Origin of the sequence: [Actinomadura] parvosata subsp. kistnae (assembly GCF_900323885.1) — a bacterium.
Taxonomy (GTDB): domain Bacteria; phylum Actinomycetota; class Actinomycetes; order Streptosporangiales; family Streptosporangiaceae; genus Nonomuraea; species Nonomuraea composti.
This window is the reverse complement of the sequence record NZ_OOHJ01000013.1, coordinates 46277-60840: the sequence shown is the minus strand read 5'-3', so window position 1 is coordinate 60840 and position 14564 is coordinate 46277. Positions and strand designations below refer to the sequence as shown.

Sequence of the window (14564 nt, the reverse complement as noted above, 5' to 3'; positions counted from 1 at the left end):
GGTGTCCTTGGAGGGCGGAGGTGCGAGTGGACGATCCGACGTTCGAGACATTCGTGGCGCAGCGACTACCTGCGCTCTATCGCTACGCCATGGTCCTGACCCAGAACCGGCACGACGCCGAGGACCTGGTGCAGGAGGCGCTCACCCGTACCGGACTGCGCTGGTCCGCCGTCAGGCGGAAGGAGTCCCCCGAGGGGTACGTCCGCACGGCCATGATCCGCATCATGGCCAACCGGTGGCGGCGGCCCAGGCGCGAGGTCAGCGTGGCCGCGCCGCCCGAGCCGGCGGCCGAGGACCTGGGGCTGGAACGCCTGCTGGACGACGCGGGGGTGCGCTCCCGCGTCGCCGAGCTGCCCCCTCGTACGCGGGCCGTCCTGGTGCTGCGTTACGTCGAGGAGCGCAGCGACGAGGAGATCGCCCGTCTGCTGGGGTGCAGCCGCGGCAGCGTCAAGAGCCAGGCGTCGCGGGGGCTCGCCCGGCTCCGTGAGGCCGTGCGAGGTGCGGAGGTGGACCATGGATGACCTGGAGAGCAGGCTGGGCACGCTGCTCGGCGAGCCGGGCCGGGCGGACCCGCCGCCGGGCCTGGCGGGCCGGATCCACCGGTCGGTGGCGGTCAGGCGCAGGAAGCGCCGGGCCGCCTGGCTGGCGGCGCTCGCCTGCCAGGCCGCGGTGCTGGTCGCGGCACCGCTGATGCTGCGCGGCGGAAGCGGCGACTTCGCCGCTACGGTCGCGCCCAGTCCCACGGTCACCAGGACCGTCACGGTCTCCCCCGGTCCCCCGCCCGCCGACCGGCCCACGCCCACGAGGACCATCACGCCCTCCCCTGGCTCGGGCCGTAACGAGGCGTTCGCGGAGCGGTTGCGCCGGCTGGTGGCCGTGACGGGCATGGTGGAGGTCGGCGGCCGTACGGGGGCGGGCGAGCCGTTCACGCCGGCGGCGCTCGGCTCCGACGGCACCGTGCTCGGGCTCACCCCCGGTGGCGCGGTGGCGGAGACGTCCGCGACCGGCGGCGCACCCGAGGCCGCCGGCTTCTCGGCGCGCTCGGGCCTGGGCGCGGCCGAGGGGCTGCGCACCTGGACGGAGAACGGCGAGCAGCGCTGCCGCGCGGCCGACGGGAGCATCCGCACGATCAGCCCCCAGGGCACCGACCCCGAGGCGCCCGTCTGGGTGGACGGCGGCGCGATCGCCGGCAACGACCCCATGCTGCAGCCCTGGGTGGCCGTGGGCTGCGCGGAGCCCGGCCGGACGGTCACGAACGGCCGGCCCGCCACCGGCACGGCAGTCGCGTTCTCCTACCCCTACCTGTTCGTCGTCGAGCCGGCCGACGACAGGAAGCTGCGGCTGGTGGACGTGCGGACGATGCGGGTCGCGGCCGAGCACCCGCTGCCGGCCGGCGTGCGGGCGCAGACGATGGGCCGGCGCGCGCAGCGGTGGCAGGCGGCGGCGACCGACACCGCGTTCGTCTGGGTGACGGGGAAGACGCTGCACAGCGTGCCGCGCGACTCGTGGGGGCCGGAGCGGACGTCCGGCGCGGTGCCGGCGCCGGGCAAGGGCGAGCAGGCCCGCATGACGGCCGGGGACCGGCTGGTCGCGTACACGACGGGCGGCGCCTCGATCGTGCACGACCCCGTGACGGGCGTGACGCTCAAGCAGCCCGGCCTCGTGCTGGCGGCCGGGCCGTGGCTGCTGTGGGAGGAGGGCGGCGCCTACCGGCTGGCGCGGGTGGGCTGATCGGCGGGGCCGGGGAGGTGCTTCTCGAACCAGTGGTGGGCGTAGGGCTCGTCATTGAACGCCGGCACCTCCGTGTAGCCGGAGGAGCGGTAGAGGGCGACGGCCTCGGTGAGCGCCCGGTTGGTCTCCAGGCGCAGCGTGCGCACGCCCTCCCCGGCCGCCCGCGACTCGGCCTCGGCGAGCAGCCGCCGCCCCAGCCCGAGGCCCCGCGCCGACGGATCCACCCACATGCGCTTGATCTCCGCCGTCTCCCGGTGGAGCTTCAGCGCCACGCAGCCCACCGGCTCGGCGTGCAGGGTGGCGACGAGCAGCAACCCGGCGGGCGGGCGCAGCTCGTCGTCGGCGGCCGGGAGGCTGCGCGCCGGGTCGAAGCCGCCCTCGAAGCGCCGCCCCAGCTCGGCGACGTAGGCCGTCAGGCAGTGGCGGGCGGCGGGCTGCCGGGGGTCGAGGGCGGCGACCTCCACCATGGAGGCGGCCAGCAGCCGCTCGACCTCCGACATCGCGGCCACCAGCCGCTCGCGCTGCCCGGCCGACAGCGGCCTGAGCAGCGCGGCGGCCGCCTCGTCGGAGCGCCGGTCGAGCTCCGCCCGCTCGGCCGCCCCGGCCGGGGTGAGGCGGGCCGTGCGCACCCGCCCGTCGGCCCCGCCCGCCTCGACGACGACCAGGCCGTCGGCCTCCAGGGCGCGCAGCAGCCTGCTCAGGTAGCCGGAGTCGAGCTCCAGCCGGGCCCGCAGCGCGCGGATCTCGCTGCCGTCGCGGCCGATCTCCCACAGCACCCGCGCCTGCCCGAGCGGCCGGTCGCGGCCCATGAAGGCGTCTTCGAGCGCTCCGATGCGCTGCGTCACGGTGCGCTGGAAGCGGCGCACCCGCGCGATCGCCGTACCGTCCATTCTCTGACCCTAGTCAGGCATTCCCGGGCCCACCAGGGGGTCGGCGATCGGAACCGTGGTGTAGTCCTCGCCGTCGACCGGGCGGATCTCCGCCCAGTGCACCCAGCGGGCGCTCGCCTCGTGCCGCACGCCGCCGTGCGCCTCCAGCGTGCGGGGCGGCCACAGCAGGTATCCCCACCGCGACCCCTGCGCGTCGTCGCTCCAGGCCAGCAGGTAACGCGCCGTGCCGTCGGGAACCGTCTCCACGAGCGGCGGGCGCCAGATCTCAGGCAGTTCGACAGGGCTCATTGCTCCATGATACGAACTCCAGTTCGATAGCGCGCGGATTCCGCCCCCGGAAACGCGAAAATCCCGCCCGATCAAGCTGATCGGACGGGATCTCGTCAACGGGGTGGAGCTATGGGGATTCGAACCCCAGACCTCCTCCATGCCATGGAGGCGCGCTACCAACTGCGCTATAGCCCCTCGTTGCGTGTAAAAGTGTATCCGACTTCAGGACCACCCGAGCACACGTCACCGAGGGGCAGGCGCCGAGCGCGACGGTCAGCCGACCGCCTTGGCCCGATCGATGAGGGTGACCAGCTCCGTGACCATCGGGTCCTCGGAGTCGGCCGCCAGCCGGCCGGCGTGCTCGCCGAGCGTCTGCAGGTCCAGGCCGAACGCCTGCCGGTCCCGCAGGTACGTCGCGAACGCCGCCACCACGACGTCCACCTGCAGCCGCACGGGCGCCTTGTCCCAGATGGAGCCGGCCAGCTCACCCGAGTCGAGCGACTTGCTGCTTTCCGAGGCGGTCCTGGTGTCGGGGTCGAGCCAGCGCACCGTGGCCTGGGCGAGCTGGCCGTCGGCGCCCGGCTTGAGCTTCACCGCGTACAGGGCGGTGACGGAGTGGCCGGGGCCGATCTCGCCGCCGTCGCGGCTGTCGTCGCGGAACTCCTCCGTGCTCAGGGCGCGGTTCTCGTAGCCGATGAGCCGGTAGCTGTCCACCACGGCCGGGTTGAAGACGACCTGGGCCTTGGCGTCGCGGGCGCGCAGGTCGAGGGTGGCGGGGAGCTGGGTGGTGAAGAGCCGGGTGGCCTCCTCCTCGCCGCTGACGTACACGGCCATGCCGTCGCCGGTGTCGGCCAGCCGCTCCATCAGCTCGTCGCCGTAGTCGCGGCCGACGCCGACGGTGAGCAGCGTGAGCTGCTTGGCGGCCTGCTCCTTGACCTGGTCCGAGATGGTCTGCCACTCGGTCGCGCCCTGGTTGGCCAGGCCGTCCGACAGCAGGATGACGCGGTTGGTGGCGGCGGGACGGAACGCCTTGACGGCCTCCCCGTAGCCGGTGAGCACCCCGGCCTGGAGGTTCGTGCCGCCGGCCACGGACAGCCGCTCGACCGCCGCCCGCAGCTCGTCCCTGGCCGTCAGCGGGGTCATGGAGGCCAGCACCTGCGCCTCGTCGCTGAAGGAGACGATCGAGACCTGGTCGCCGGGGGCCAGCTGGTCGAGCAGCTTCAGCAGGCTGGACTTGACCAGGTCGAGCCGGCCGGCCTCGGCCATCGAGCCCGACACGTCCACGACGAACGTCAGGTTCGCCGGCCGCCGCTCGGCGGAGTCGGAGGCGCGGGTCTGCAGGCCGACGCGCAGCACGGCCTCGTCGCGCTGCGGCAGCCGGGCGCCGTCCACGTGCACGGTGAACCCGTCGCCGGAGGGCTGGGCGTAGTCCTGGCGGAAGGCGTTCACCCACTCCTCGGGGCGAATCTCCCCGGGGGCGGGCCAGCGGCCCTCCTGGAGCGTACGGCGGGCGTAGCCGTACGAGGCGGTGTCCACGTCGAGGGCGAACGTGGAGATCTGCGCGGTCGTCGTGTCCTTTTCGCCGTCCTCGCCGTTCTCCTGGGCCGACGCCTCCGGACGGGCTTCCGTTCCGGCTTCGGCCTCACCCTGGTCGGGTACGACCGGCTTCAGTGGCGCGCCGGTTCCCACGGGGGCCGACTGGCCGCTGCCGGCCTGCTCGGCGCCACCGCCGCACGCCGTCAGGCCCAGGAGGGCGATAAGGCCCACCCCAACCGCCAAAGGGCGAAATTTCATCTCAACCACCTCCATGCCGTACGACGGAATCCGCTCCATGACGGCCGGGCAGGTGACGCAAGCGAGCGCAAACCGCGATCGATACGTGATCAGTTGTGACATATGGGGAAAATGAGGTATCCCTGGTGCGATGCGCGTCTATTTGGGGCTGGCCGCAAAGCGACAGGACATTTCCCCGGCGATTCTGAATAGAGCCCGTTCCGTGATCGAATGGGCCTTTCCCGTGCCTCCCGACGTCATCCGGGGCCGGGAATGGCACGGCCGTGGCGTCTCCCTGTTCGCCTGGACCAACGAGCCCGACGACGCGCGGCAGCCTCCGCTCATCACCGAGCACGGCGGCCGCGTCATCGGGCTCAACGGCCACCTGGCCGACCCGTCCGAGGTGACGGCGCTGCCGGACGACTCCGTGGGCGGCTGCTTCTCGGTCTGGTTCGCGCGCGACGGCGAGCTGGGCGCGAGCACCGCGATCAACCGGGTCTGCCCCGTCTTCCACGCCGAGACGCCGGAGCTGCACATCGTCGGCAGCCGCGCCTTGCTCGTGCACCTGATGGCCCGGCCGGACGAGCGGGTCGACTTCGACGTGCTCGCCCTGCAGTCGATGGTCAGGCAGGGGTTCTTCCTGTCGGACGAGACGCCGTACAAGGGGGTGTCGGCGCTGCGGCCCAGCTCGCGCCTCGTGGTGCGGGACGGCGTGCGTACGGTCACCGAGACCCCGCTGCCGCAGGCGGCGCCGGCGCCCACGTCGGCGCGGCACAAGCGGGCGGCGGTCGGCGAGCTGGCCGAGGCGCTGCTGGCGACCGTGGCGCCGCTGCGCGACCTGGGCGAGCCGGTGAACCTGGCGCTGACCGGCGGCCGTGACACCCGCATCCTGGCGGCGCTGCTGCACGCGGCGCGGGTGCCGTTCAGGACGACGACGAACGGGCTGGACACGCACCCCGACGTGATCATCGCCCGGATGATCGCGGAGCGGCTCGGGGTCGAGCACACCGTCATCGCCCCGCCGCAGACCGCCGCGAAGGACGCGGTGCTGGTGGAGCATCCGCTCGGCCGCGCCTGGGAGACGCTGCGCACGTGCGAGGGCATGACCTCGGCGTACGAGACGATCGTGAGCTACCTGCCGTACTCCGGCAAGCCCACCATGTCCGGCCAGAGCGGCGAGACCCTGCGCGCGGGCAGCCTGAACCTGCTCCAGACCGACCTCGGCGACCAGGCGCTGCGGCGGCGCATCGAGACCACGTTCACCAAGGACGCCAAGCTGTTCACCGCCGAGGCCAACGAGCACGCGCGCGAGCTGGCCAGGCCGTGGCTGGCGCGCGAGAACCGGCTGGAGACGCTGGACCACCTCTACATCTGGTACAAGGTGGGGCGCTGGCAGGCCAGCGCCCGCGCGGGCTCGCTGCGGCGGGGCGACCCCGTGCGGCCGTTCCTCGACAATCGCGTGGTACGCGCGGCGCTGAGCCTGGACCAGAGCTGGCGGCTCTCCGAAGAGGTCATTTATACGCTGATATTGCGGCTGGCCCCGGAATTGCGGGACGTGCCGATCGAGGGAAAGCAATGGCGCTTCGTCCAGAGCGCCGAGAGCACCCCGGCGAAGCGCCGCTTCCCCTGGTCCGCCCGCACCCGCCTGCCCGACCCGCCCCCGCACCTGCCCACCACGAAGACCGGAGGCGGGTGGAGCTGGCGCACCAGCCCCGGCCCCGCCCTCACGGACGTGCTGCGCCGGCAGGTGCTCGGCAGCCTCGACGCTCTGGCCCCGATCGTCGAGCCGGACGAGGTGCGCGCGCTCTTCGCCGACCCCGTCGTGCGGAAACCGGCCCTGGCCTGGCACCTCTACACGGTGAGCACCCTGCTGACCGGCCTGTATCCCGGCAAGGCGCCCGAGGACCTGCCGCGGATCACGGTTTCCAGGCCGGATCCCGGCCGATGATCCCGAGGAAGCGGTCGAGCGCCGGCGCGTCGTCCGGCACCCGGACCTCGGGGCCGAACGCGCCGCGCTCGCGCCCCATCGGCGCCATCTGCGCGCAGAACGCCACCAGCGTGGCGGCGGTCTCGTCGTCCACCTCGTAGTCGAGGCCGGTCGCCCGCGACAGGTCCCAGCCGTGCGCGACGAGGTCGGTCAGCGCCATGTTGGCCAGGACGGGCCTGGGCAGGCCGCCCATGGCCTCGCTGACGCCCTCCCACGCCTCGGGGCGCTCGTAGACGGCCAGCATGCGCTCGACCCGCTCGGGGAAGTCGCCCGTGTAGTCCTGCTTCGGCGGCACGAAGGGCCCTCCGGCGGCGACCGACTCGAACAGGGAGGCGACCCACTCCAGGTGGTTGAGCAGCGCCTTGACGTCGAAGTCGGAGCACGGGGTGGGCAGCCCGAGCTGGTCGTCGCCGACGGCGCGGACGACCTCGGTGGTGCGCGCGGCGGCGCCCTTCATCAGTGGCAGGATCTCGTTCATACGTTCTAGTGTGCCAGTGCCGCGTTCTCCACCCGGACCCGAACGGCGAGAAGTATCGCATTCGTGATCGTGAACGCCAGGGCCGTCAGCCAGGCCGTGTGGACGAGGGGCAGCGCGAGCCCTTCCGCGACCACGGCGACGTAGTTGGGGTGCCGCAGCCACCGGTACGGCCCCGGTCCACCAGCGGCAGGCCGGGCACCACCACGACCCGCGTGTTCCACTGGTGGCCCAGCGTGCGGATGCACCACCAGCGCAACCCCTGCGCCAGCACGACGACGGCGAGCATGGGCCAGCCGAGCGCCGGCACGAACGGCCGGTCGAGCAGCCACACCTCGGCCGGCGCCGCCGCCAGCAGCCCCACATGAGCCAGCACGATCCACGGGTAGTGGCCCGCGCCGTACTCGACGCCCCCTCGGGCCCTGGCCCAGGCCAGGTTGCGCCTGGCCACGACCAGCTCCGCCAGCCGTTCGGCCACGACCAGGCCGATGAGCAGCGCGTACGCGGCCATCGGCGCTCACCAGTGCAGCAGGAGCAGCTCGGCCGAGAACCCCGGCCCCAGCGCCATGAGCACGGCCGGCGTGCCGGGCCGGCCGCGGGTCTCCTGGAGCACGTGCAGCACCGAGACCGACGACAGGTTGCCGTGCTCGCGCAGCGAGCTCCACGTCACGTCGAGCGCCTTGGCCGGCAGGCCGAGCGTCTCCACGATCTTCTCGATGACCTTCGGGCCGCCCGGGTGGCAGACCCAGGTGGCGACCTGTTCGGGCGTCAGGCCGTAGTCGGCCAGGAACGCCCTGATGTCGGCGGCCAGCACCTCCTCCACGAACCCGGTCAGGTCCGCGTCCAGCACGATGCGGAAGCCGTGCTCGCCCACCTCCCAGCCCATCAGGTGCTCGGTCCCGGGGTAGAGCCGGCTGCGGGTGGCGACCACCTCGGGCCCGGGCCCCGGCCGGTCGCGACGACGGCCGCCGCGCCGTCGCCGAACAGGCCGCTGGCCACCAGGTTCGCGATCGAGGTGTCGTCGCGCTGGATCGTCAGCGAGCACAGCTCCACGCACACCAGCACCGCCACGTGGTCGGGCCAGCCGCGCAGGTAGTCGTGCAGGCGGGACAGCCCGGCCGCGCCCGCCGCGCAGCCCAGGCCGAACACGGGCACCCGTTTCACGTCGGGCCGCAGGCCCATCCGCTGGGCCAGCTTGGCGTCGAGCGAGGGCGTGGCCAGGCCGGTGGTGGAGCAGAACAGCAGGTGATCGACCTTCTCGGGGCGCACGTCCGCCTTGTGCAGCGCGCCCGCCAGCGCCTGCTCGCCCAGCTCCAGCGCGTGCTCGACGTAGGCGTCGTTGGCGCGCGCGAAGGAGTCGAGCTTGGCGTAGTCGGCCAGCGGCAGCGCGAGGTTGCGACCCCGCACCCCGGTCGCCTGGTGGAATCGCCTCAGCAGCTCCTCGTCGCAGTCGGTCAGCCGGGAGAACGCCTCGGTGATCTCCGCCTGCTCGTAGCGGTGATCGGGCAAAACGGTCTGTACTCCCGAAATATGCATATATCCCTCCTGCCGCGTAGAGGGCACAGCTAACATGCGGTCATGCTGCTGCCCCCTCCCGCCAGGCCCCACCGCGTCGCCGTCCTGGCCTTCGACGGGATGGCGCCCTTCGAGCTGGGATGCGTCGTCGAGCTGTTCGGCCTGCCCCGGCCCGAGCTGGACCTGCCCTGGTACGACCTCACCGTCTGCGCCGAGACCCTGCAGCCGCTGCGCGTCGTCGGCGGGTTCACCATGACGGCCGGGCACGGCCTCGACGCGCTCGCCACGGCCGACACCGTGATCGTCCCCGGCGTGGCCGACGTCCGCGGGCCCGTCTCCGCGGCGCTGGTGCGGGCCCTGCGGGAGGCGTACGAGCGGGGCGCGCGCATGGTGTCGATCTGCTCCGGCGCGTTCGCGCTGGCCGCCGCCGGCCTGCTCGACGGCCGCCCCGCCACCACCCACTGGCGCTACGCCACCCTCCTCCAGGAGCGCTTCCCCGCCGTCCGCGTCAACCCCTCCGTCCTGTACGTGGACGACGGCGACGTGCTGACCAGCGCCGGCAGCGCCGCGGGGCTCGACCTGCTGATCCACCTCGTCCGCCGCGACCACGGCCCCGGCGTCGCCAACACCGTCGCCCGCCGCCTCGTCGTGCCCCCGCACCGGGAGGGCGGCCAGGCCCAGTTCATCCAGGCCGCCGTCACCCCCGTCGAGGACGACGACGCCGTCGCCAGGGCGATGGCCTGGGCTATGGACCACCTCGCCACCCCGATCACCGTGGCCGAGCTGGCCTCGGTGGCGCACATGTCGGAGCGCACGTTCATCCGCCGCTTCAAGCTCCGCACCGGCACCAGCCCGCTGCGCTGGGTCATCTCCCAGCGGGTCGCGGCCAGCCTCCCCTTGCTGGAGTCGACGGCGGCGCCGGTGGAGGAGATCGGGGCGGCGGTCGGCTTCGAAAGCCCGGTGACCTTCCGCCACCACTTCACCCGCGCCATGCGCACCTCCCCCTCGGCCTACCGCAAAGCCTTCAGCCCCTGACCACCCGGCCCGCCGCCCGCCCCATGCGCCCCCTCCCCCTCAAGGACCCGCACCGGAGTACGGCCCGGGCGGGCGGTGCCTCAGTGCGTGAGGCGCCAGAGCGAGGTCACCTCGGCGGCCCGGGCCGCGTGCAGCGGGTCGTCCTCGTCGGACGGACGCCGATGGCGCGGGGTGACGTCGAGCCGCCCCGCCACCCGCAGCCCCGCCGCGTCGAAGGCGGCCAGCAGCTCACCCCGGCTGCGCAACCCCAGGTGCTCGGCGAGGTCCGACAGGATGAGCCACCCCTCACCCCCGGGCTCCAGGTGCTCCCCCAGCCCGTCCAGAAACCCCCGCAACATCCGCCCGCCCGGATCGTAGACGGCGTGATCGAGCGGCGACACGGGCGTGGCGGGCAGCCACGGCGGGTTGCACACGATCAGCGGCGCCCGTCCCGGCGGGAACAGGTCGGTGCGCACCACCTCCACCCGCTCGTCGAGCCCGAGCCGAGCCAGGTTGTCGCCGGCGCACTCGACGGCCCGCGGGTCGAGGTCGGTGGCGACGACGTGCCGGACGCCGCGCCGGGCGAGCACGGCGGCGAGCACACCGGTGCCGGTGCCGACGTCGAAGGCGAGCCGGTCGCCCGGCAGCGGCGCCTCGGCGACCAGCTCGACGTACTCGCCCCTGATGGGGGAGAACACGCCGTGGTGCGGGTGCACGCGGGCGCCGAGCGCCGGCACGTGCACTCCTTTCTTGCGCCACTCGTGCGCGCCGATGAGCCCGAGCAGCTCGCGGAGCTGGCCGACGGAGGGCGGCGCGTCGGGCCCGTACACCTCGGCGCACGCCTCCCGCACGTCGGGCGCCCGGCGCAGCGGCACGACGTGGCCTTCGGCGTAGGGGACGAGCAGCATGCCGAGCGTGCGGGCGCGCTGCGACTGGGCCTGGCGGTGGCGGTGGAAGCCGCTGCCGGGGGCGGCCGGTTTGCAGCGGCGGCCCATGGCGGCCAGGAGCTGGCGGGCGTTCTGGAAGTCGCCGCGCCACAGCAGCGCGGTGCCTTCGCAGGCCAGGCGGTAGGCGGTGGCGGCCTTCATGCGGTCGTCGGCGACGATGACGCGTTTGGGCGGTGGCGCCCCCAGCGCGGAGCGCCAGGCCGCCGAGCGCTCCTGCCCCGCCTCGGTCCACTGGATCATCGTGACTCGACCGTTTCACGGACGCCGCCCGCCCGGCCACCGATTTTCCGGTGAGAAGCCCGTTCGGAACGAGCGTCAGGGCAGGAGCCCCTGCGCCAGCGCCCGCACCCCCTTGGCGTAGGTGTCGCGGGCGGTCAGCTCCGCCCACCGCTCCCCCACCTCGCTCAGCCGGGGAAACTGGGCGGCGTCCAGCTCGGCGAACACCCGCTCCCGGTAGGTGGTCCCGCCTTCCTGGCGCCGCCTGCCCGCCGCCACCCTGGCGCTGATCTCACCGGCCGTGTAGTGCCAGACGATCCGGTACGCGTCCACGGCCTCCTCCAGGCTCAGCCCTGCGCGCATGGCGGCGTCCACGATGTGCTCCGGATACCAGAGGGCGCCGACCGACAGCAGGTCGTCGGCCCTGAGCACCTCGACGGCCCAGGGCCGCCCGGACAGGGCCTCGTGCATGGCGACGGCGGCGGCGACCAGCCGTTCGCGCGGCTCCCGCGGCAGCTCGGGCTTGGGCAGGGTGGCGGCGTAGCTGTCGAGGAGCAGCAGGAGCAGCTCGTCCTTGTCGCGGACGTGGTGGTAGATCGCCATGGCGGTGCTGCCGACCTCCTTGGCCAGCCGGCGCATGGTCAGCCCGGCCACGCCGTCCTGCTCGATGACCCGGTCGGCGGCGGTGACGATCTCGGCTCGGGAGATCTTCGGCGGTCGTCCTGTACGCGTCGGCATCCTGTCATGTTACTTTTTATACATGTATAAAAACTTCGCGGTCGTCGCGGTGCTCGCCTTCGGGGTGGCCGTGGGGACCCTCCAGATGACGGTGCTGGTACCCCTGCTGCCCGGCCTGGAGCAGCGGCTCGGCGCCCCGCCGACCACCGTGTCCTGGGCGCTCACCGCCGGCCTGCTGTCGGGCGCGGTGTCGATCCCGCTGCTGTCGCGCCTCGGCGACATGTACGGCCGCCGCCTCGTCTCGCTGGCCGCCCTCGCCCTGCTCGTCGCCGGCTCGGCCCTCGGCGCCGTCTCCGACACCCTGGCCCCGCTGATCGCCGGCCGGGTGCTCCAGGGCGCCGCCGCGCCGCTGCTGCCGCTGGCCATGGGCCTGGTCAGGGAGCTGGTGCCGGCCCACCGGCTGCCGGGCGCGATCGGCGTGCTCAGCGCCACGATCGGCGTCGGCAGCGGCGGCGGGATGATCCTCGCGGGGCTGCTCGACGGGGACCACCGGGCGGTGTTCTGGGCGCTGACGGGGCTCGGCGCGCTGAGCTTCGCCCTGGTGGCGGCGGTGGTGCGGGAGACCCCCGTACGCGGCGCGGGGCGGCCCGACCTGGCCGGGGCGGGGCTGGTCACGGTGTGGCTGGTCTGCCTGCTGCTGGCCGTCAGCAAGGGCGCCGTCTGGGGCTGGGCCTCGCCGTGGACGCTCGGGCTCCTCGCCGCCGCCGTGGTGGTGGCCGCGGTGTGGGTGGTGACGGCCCGCCGCACCGCCGAGCCGCTGATCGAGCTGCCCATGCTCCTGCACCGCAGGACGGTGGGGGCGACGGTGGCCTCGTTCCTGCTGGGGTTCGCCCTGTTCGCGGCCATCACGACGGTCTCGGCGGTGGCCCAGGGCGCGCTCGGGGCGTCGGTGCTGCAGGTCGGGCTCTACCTGCTGCCCACGACGGTGCTGATGCTCGTGGTCTCGGTGCTGGCGGGCCCGCTGATGCGCCGCTTCACCGCCTCCGCGCTGGTGGCGGCCGGCTCGGCGCTGGTGACGGCCGCGGCGCTGTGGCTGGCGGTGTCCCGGTCGTCCGGCACCGACCTGTACGGCGCCGCGACCGTGCTCGGGCTCGGCGTCGGCCTCGGCTACGCGGCGCTCGGCACGATGGCGGTCGAGCACGTGGAGCCGGCCAGGACGGCCGCGGCCGGCGGCATCAACGCGCTGGTCAGGATCGTCGGCAGCAGCGTGGCCGGCGCGGTCGGGGCGGCCGTGCTGGCGGGCGGCGGCGCCGGCTGGAGCTTCGGCGTGGCGGCCCTGGCCGGCCTGCTGGCCACCCTCTTCGCCGCCCTCTACGGCACCTTCTCCCGAAAGGAACTGGCATGACGGACGGACAGCGGCTCGTCGCCTGGGGTGACGAGCTCGTCAAGCTGCACGACGGCTTCCGCAGGGACCTGGCCGCCCTCCGGGAGTCCAGGCTGGAGGCGGCCGACCTGCGTACGCACTGCCTGGCCTTCTGCGACGCCCTCCACCTGCACCACGAGGGCGAGGACGGCGCGCTCTTCCCCCACCTCGGCACCGAGCACCCCGAGCTGGCCGCCGCACTGGCCAGGCTCCGCGCGGAGCACCAGGTGGTGGCCCGGCTCATGAACGAGATCAGGACGTGCCTGGCCGCGGGCGACGGGGTCCGCGCGGAGCTCGACCGGCTCGCCACCGAGCTGGAGGCCCACCTGGACTACGAGGAGGAGCAGCTAGTCCCGATCCTGAACCGGATGCGCACCCTTCCCGAGGGCGTCTAGCCCGCGGGGCGGTCAGAGCGTGTAGTCGAAGGTGTAGGAGTGGCCGCCGTCGGGGTCGATGGCGATGCCCATCTCGCCCCGCAGGCCGCGCAGCTCGCCCGTGCCCGAGTCGGCCACGACCCTGATGCGCAGCGTCTGCGCGCCGTTGTCGCTGGTGGCGTCGTGCTGGACGACGAAGCTGCCCGCCCGCCCGTGCAGGGTGCCCTCGATGCGCTCCAGCGCCACGTACGAGCGGGACTCCTCCACCGGAGTGGAGGCGACCAGCATGGTGACGAGGCTGGTGCCGGTCAGGTCGCCGGAGAAGGTCTTGGTCAGGGTGACGACCCCCAGCGTGATGCCGTCGCGCTCGTCGTACGGCGGCTGCGGGGTCCAGCCGGCGGTCTCGAAGGTTCCCTTGGCGGTCATGGCCTCATCCTGGCAGCCGTACCTGTCAGGTTCCGTCAGGTACCGGCGAGCCGTTCCACGACCGGGGCGAAAGCGTCCATGAACTGGGCGTTCACCGACACGTACGAGACCCCGAGATGATCGCGGCGGCGGCGCAGCGTGTCGGCCATCTCCGTCACCGTGCCGGTGAGGATGCCGGTGCCGGTGCGGCCGAAGCGGCTCAGCGCCCAGTCGGGCGGCTCGGAGCCGGCGCAGGCCAGGTTCATGGCCAGCTCCAGGTCGTGGAAGCGGTCGCCGGCCAGCTCGTACAGCTCGTCGAGCTTGGCCGCGACCTGCTCCTCCGTGTAGTGCGCCGGCACGCCGAGCGCGACCGTGTCGGCCCTGCGCGCGGCCAGCCGCAGCAGCCTGGTGCCGGAGGCGGCCACGAGGATCCGGACGTCCTGGACGGCGTCGATGGTCTCGGACAGCCGCTCGATGCGCTCGCCCGGCGTGCCGAAGCGCACGCCGAGCGCCGCCGCGTCGGCCTCGGCGCCGGGCCGCCCGGCGCCGAGCCCCAGCTCGAACCGGCCGCCGGTGAGCCGGTGCAGGGTGGCGCTCTCCCACGCGACGGCCTGCGGCGTGCGGTTCGGCGCGCTCAGCACGTACGTGCCGACGCGCAGCGTCGTGGTGGCCGTGGCCGCCACCGCGGCGGCCGTGAACGGCGAGAACGTGCCGAGCGTGTCGGGCACGAGCAGGGTCGAGTAGCCCAGGCCCTCCGCCCGCCGGGCCAGGCCGGTCCACGCGGCGGCGTCGGGGGCCTGCCCGGCGACCGCGCCGAATCTGAACGGGTGATCGGTCATGCACCCCACGATGGCCGACGAACGGGC

16 protein-coding genes, 1 tRNA gene and 1 pseudogene are annotated in these 14564 nt (G+C 73.8%); 6 read left to right on the top strand and 12 right to left on the bottom strand.

From position 1 onward, the window contains the following. Positions 1–20 precede the first annotated feature (20 nt). Both KIS93_RS13635 and KIS93_RS13630 read left to right on the top strand, forming a co-directional pair. Positions 21–521: a SigE family RNA polymerase sigma factor gene (locus KIS93_RS13635; protein ID WP_080046222.1), complete on the top strand. Its 501-nt coding sequence runs from the start codon at positions 21–23 to the stop codon at positions 519–521. Beyond that, positions 514–1731, top strand: a complete 1218-nt coding sequence (locus KIS93_RS13630) for a hypothetical protein (RefSeq protein ID WP_080046221.1) — start codon at positions 514–516, stop codon at positions 1729–1731. The genes KIS93_RS13635 and KIS93_RS13630 overlap by 8 nt, the downstream gene beginning before the upstream one ends. On the opposite strand, the gene KIS93_RS13625 is transcribed toward KIS93_RS13630, so the two are convergent. From KIS93_RS13625 to KIS93_RS13610, 4 genes are all read right to left on the bottom strand, one after another. After that, positions 1707–2621: a bifunctional helix-turn-helix transcriptional regulator/GNAT family N-acetyltransferase gene (locus KIS93_RS13625; protein ID WP_080046220.1), complete on the bottom strand. Its 915-nt coding sequence runs from the start codon at positions 2619–2621 to the stop codon at positions 1707–1709. The two genes, KIS93_RS13630 and KIS93_RS13625, sit on opposite strands and share 25 nt — an antisense overlap. A gap of 9 nt (positions 2622–2630) precedes the next feature. After that, on the bottom strand, positions 2631–2909 hold the full coding sequence (locus KIS93_RS13620; protein WP_080046219.1) for a hypothetical protein: 279 nt from the start codon (positions 2907–2909) through the stop codon (positions 2631–2633). Positions 2910–3013: 104 nt separating this feature from the next. Beyond that, a tRNA-Ala gene (locus tag KIS93_RS13615) sits at positions 3014–3086 on the bottom strand. A gap of 78 nt (positions 3087–3164) precedes the next feature. Further along, positions 3165–4685 (bottom strand): vWA domain-containing protein, encoded by a 1521-nt coding sequence (locus KIS93_RS13610; protein WP_080047624.1) that lies wholly within the window; start codon positions 4683–4685, stop codon positions 3165–3167. Positions 4686–4887: 202 nt separating this feature from the next. Between KIS93_RS13610 and KIS93_RS13605 the strand changes: the two genes are divergently transcribed. Further along, positions 4888–6612, top strand: a complete 1725-nt coding sequence (locus KIS93_RS13605; protein WP_230465892.1) for an asparagine synthase-related protein — start codon at positions 4888–4890, stop codon at positions 6610–6612. Here KIS93_RS13605 and KIS93_RS13600 read toward each other — a convergent pair. From KIS93_RS13600 to KIS93_RS65100, 4 genes and pseudogenes are all read right to left on the bottom strand, one after another. Beyond that, entirely contained in the window at positions 6581–7129 is a 549-nt protein-coding gene (locus KIS93_RS13600; protein ID WP_080046217.1) for a TIGR03086 family metal-binding protein, read from the bottom strand. The two genes, KIS93_RS13605 and KIS93_RS13600, sit on opposite strands and share 32 nt — an antisense overlap. A 5-nt stretch (positions 7130–7134) precedes the next feature. Then, positions 7135–7415, bottom strand: a pseudogene (locus KIS93_RS65110) (isoprenylcysteine carboxylmethyltransferase family protein). A 228-nt stretch (positions 7416–7643) separates the two neighbouring features. Beyond that, entirely contained in the window at positions 7644–8012 is a 369-nt protein-coding gene (locus KIS93_RS65105; protein ID WP_246005279.1) for a 3-oxoacyl-[acyl-carrier-protein] synthase III C-terminal domain-containing protein, read from the bottom strand. Then, a complete protein-coding gene (locus KIS93_RS65100) occupies positions 8012–8662 on the bottom strand; it encodes a hypothetical protein (RefSeq protein WP_246005278.1) in 651 nt (216 codons plus the stop codon). Before KIS93_RS65100 ends, KIS93_RS65105 begins: the two co-directional genes overlap by 1 nt. A 42-nt stretch (positions 8663–8704) precedes the next feature. On the opposite strand from KIS93_RS65100, the gene KIS93_RS13585 reads away from it, so the two are divergent. After that, entirely contained in the window at positions 8705–9676 is a 972-nt protein-coding gene (locus tag KIS93_RS13585) for a helix-turn-helix domain-containing protein (protein WP_080046214.1), read from the top strand. 80 nt (positions 9677–9756) lie between these two features. Here KIS93_RS13585 and KIS93_RS13580 read toward each other — a convergent pair whose 3' ends face one another. After that, positions 9757–10842: a 50S ribosomal protein L11 methyltransferase gene (locus tag KIS93_RS13580; protein ID WP_080046213.1), complete on the bottom strand. Its 1086-nt coding sequence runs from the start codon at positions 10840–10842 to the stop codon at positions 9757–9759. A 75-nt stretch (positions 10843–10917) separates the two neighbouring features. Next, positions 10918–11556 (bottom strand): TetR/AcrR family transcriptional regulator, encoded by a 639-nt coding sequence (locus KIS93_RS13575; protein WP_080046212.1) that lies wholly within the window; start codon positions 11554–11556, stop codon positions 10918–10920. A 22-nt stretch (positions 11557–11578) separates the two neighbouring features. Here KIS93_RS13575 and KIS93_RS13570 point away from each other — a divergent pair, with 22 nt between their 5' ends. Next, positions 11579–12901: an MFS transporter gene (locus KIS93_RS13570; RefSeq protein WP_080046211.1), complete on the top strand. Its 1323-nt coding sequence runs from the start codon at positions 11579–11581 to the stop codon at positions 12899–12901. After that, positions 12898–13314: a hemerythrin domain-containing protein gene (locus KIS93_RS13565; protein WP_080046210.1), complete on the top strand. Its 417-nt coding sequence runs from the start codon at positions 12898–12900 to the stop codon at positions 13312–13314. Before KIS93_RS13570 ends, KIS93_RS13565 begins: the two co-directional genes overlap by 4 nt. Before the next feature lie 12 nt (positions 13315–13326). On the opposite strand, the gene KIS93_RS13560 is transcribed toward KIS93_RS13565, so the two are convergent. Together KIS93_RS13560 and KIS93_RS13555 are read right to left on the bottom strand one after the other, a co-directional pair. Continuing rightward, entirely contained in the window at positions 13327–13719 is a 393-nt protein-coding gene (locus KIS93_RS13560; RefSeq protein ID WP_080046209.1) for a DUF3224 domain-containing protein, read from the bottom strand. Between the two features lie 35 nt (positions 13720–13754). After that, a complete protein-coding gene (locus KIS93_RS13555) occupies positions 13755–14537 on the bottom strand; it encodes an LLM class flavin-dependent oxidoreductase (protein WP_080046208.1) in 783 nt (260 codons plus the stop codon). Positions 14538–14564 lie beyond the last annotated feature (27 nt).

What these genes read in the sequence shown, in the direction of transcription:
- KIS93_RS13630 (WP_080046221.1), top strand. Translation starts at nt 514, where the DNA reads ATGGATGACCTGGAGAGCAGGCTGGGCACGCTGCTCGGCGAGCCGGGC.
- KIS93_RS13625 (WP_080046220.1), bottom strand. Translation starts at nt 2,621, where the DNA reads ATGGACGGTACGGCGATCGCGCGGGTGCGCCGCTTCCAGCGCACCGTG.
- KIS93_RS13620 (WP_080046219.1), bottom strand. Translation starts at nt 2,909, where the DNA reads ATGAGCCCTGTCGAACTGCCTGAGATCTGGCGCCCGCCGCTCGTGGAG.
- KIS93_RS13610 (WP_080047624.1), bottom strand. Translation starts at nt 4,685, where the DNA reads ATGAAATTTCGCCCTTTGGCGGTTGGGGTGGGCCTTATCGCCCTCCTG.
- KIS93_RS13600 (WP_080046217.1), bottom strand. Translation starts at nt 7,129, where the DNA reads ATGAACGAGATCCTGCCACTGATGAAGGGCGCCGCCGCGCGCACCACC.
- KIS93_RS65105 (WP_246005279.1), bottom strand. Translation starts at nt 8,012, where the DNA reads ATGGGCTGGGAGGTGGGCGAGCACGGCTTCCGCATCGTGCTGGACGCG.
- KIS93_RS65100 (WP_246005278.1), bottom strand. Translation starts at nt 8,662, where the DNA reads ATGCATATTTCGGGAGTACAGACCGTTTTGCCCGATCACCGCTACGAG.
- KIS93_RS13585 (WP_080046214.1), top strand. Translation starts at nt 8,705, where the DNA reads ATGCTGCTGCCCCCTCCCGCCAGGCCCCACCGCGTCGCCGTCCTGGCC.
- KIS93_RS13580 (WP_080046213.1), bottom strand. Translation starts at nt 10,842, where the DNA reads ATGATCCAGTGGACCGAGGCGGGGCAGGAGCGCTCGGCGGCCTGGCGC.
- KIS93_RS13575 (WP_080046212.1), bottom strand. Translation starts at nt 11,556, where the DNA reads ATGCCGACGCGTACAGGACGACCGCCGAAGATCTCCCGAGCCGAGATC.
- KIS93_RS13570 (WP_080046211.1), top strand. Translation starts at nt 11,579, where the DNA reads ATGTATAAAAACTTCGCGGTCGTCGCGGTGCTCGCCTTCGGGGTGGCC.
- KIS93_RS13565 (WP_080046210.1), top strand. Translation starts at nt 12,898, where the DNA reads ATGACGGACGGACAGCGGCTCGTCGCCTGGGGTGACGAGCTCGTCAAG.
- KIS93_RS13560 (WP_080046209.1), bottom strand. Translation starts at nt 13,719, where the DNA reads ATGACCGCCAAGGGAACCTTCGAGACCGCCGGCTGGACCCCGCAGCCG.
- KIS93_RS13555 (WP_080046208.1), bottom strand. Translation starts at nt 14,537, where the DNA reads ATGACCGATCACCCGTTCAGATTCGGCGCGGTCGCCGGGCAGGCCCCC.